Here is a 1,749-nt window from a genome sequence, read left to right as displayed (position 1 = left end):
GCAACAAGATAAAAACACTCGCTTTCTTTGTCTTTATACCTCACAACTTAATGATGATGGTTTACTTATTTATGAAAATGCAATTATCCAAATTAAGGATAGAGAAGAAACTTTAAGATTATTAACAGAAAGTAAGGAAGAGATAAAAAGCTATAAAGAAGCCAAAACAGCAGAAGAATTATATACAGCTTGGAAAGAAAATTTTAACTGCTATTTTGCACCTAATGGAATTTTTGATCCAGAAGTGCAAGCTTATAATCCTGAATATATACCCATTAAGAAAAAAGATTTACAACCCTTTACTGAAGGAGAAGGACGTAAATTATTTAATCAATTTGAAGAAATCTTACGTCATAATAATATCAGTGATAAATCAAATGCTTTTAACCGAATTTTATCCTTAATTTTATGTAAGATTGTTGATGAACAAAAAAATGAGAATGATATTACTGACTTTCAAATTATTGAAAGTAAAGATACACCTGAACAGATACAGGAAAGGTTACAAAAATTATATGCTAAAGGAATGAGAGAATTTCTGAAAGAAGAAATTGTTTATTATTCTGAGGAATATATTGATACATTAGTTAGTAATTTCCCCATACAAACGACTCAAGAAAGACTTAAACAAATATTACGGGAATTAAAATTTTATAGTAATAATGAATTTGCTTTTAAAGAAGTTCACAACGAGAAATTATTTTTGGAAAATGCTAAAGTATTAAATGAAATTATTACTTTACTTCAGTACAAAAAATTTAGATATTTTTATAACGATAACAATGGCTTAAAATATCAAAAACAATATTTAGGGGATTTCTTTGAACAATTGTTAGATGCAGGTTATAAACAATCTGAAGGACAGTTTTTTACACCTTTACCTATTGCCAAGTTTATCGTTAAATCGCTGCCTTTGCGAGAAATAATTGAAGCTAAATTCAATCAAGAAAGAGTAGATTTTTTACCTTATCTAATAGACTATGCTTGTGGTAGTGGTCATTTTTTAGTGGAAGCAATTGAAGAAATACAAAATATTGTTGATACTATTAAACCTGAATTTACCAAAGATGTTAATAGATATATTAGACAATATCAAGAATCATCAGATTGGGCTGAAAAATTCATTTTTGGGATTGAAAAAGATTATCGTTTAGCCCGTACCGCAAAAGTAGCTTGTTTTATGAATGGAGACGGACAAGCTAATATTTTCTTTGGCGATGGTTTAGAAGATTATAATGAAAGAGAACGTCAACTTGCGCCTAGTTATGATGTAGTTATTGCTAATCCTCCTTATTCAATTCATGGATTTAAACCCCATGCTTTAAAATTAAAAGATAAATATACACTTTTTGAATCTTTAACTGATAGTTCATCAGAAATTGAAGCTTTATTTATCGAAAGAACTGCCCAATTATTACATACAGGAGGAAAAACTGGAATTATTTTACCAAGTTCTATTTTAAATAATACTGGAATTTATACCCGTGCCAGAGAGATTATCTTACAAAACTTCCTCATTAAATCTATAGTTGAATTGAGCGGACAACCAAAAACCTTTATGGCTACAGGAACAAAGACGATAGTTTTATTTATGGAAAAGCGGGAATCTCGCTGGAAACAGGATTATAATTTTGTAGCTGAAGATTATATTATTAATAACAGAGAACGTCCCCATGATTTTATAGATAGTGAATCTTTATTTAGAAGTTATGTTGACTATCTAGGTTTAGATTTCGATGATTATAAAAC

Annotated in this window: 1 protein-coding gene; it reads left to right on the top strand. The window is 28.8% G+C overall.

What is annotated here, in order from left to right; genetic code table 11:
• A partial coding sequence (locus tag ACIR310F_RS21750; protein WP_196803173.1) for an HsdM family class I SAM-dependent methyltransferase occupies window positions 1-1,749 on the top strand: 1,749 nt, incomplete at both ends.

Source organism: Dolichospermum circinale AWQC310F (assembly GCF_000426925.1).
Lineage (GTDB): Bacteria > Cyanobacteriota > Cyanobacteriia > Cyanobacteriales > Nostocaceae > Dolichospermum > Dolichospermum circinale.
This window is presented reverse-complemented; position numbering and strand designations above follow the sequence as displayed.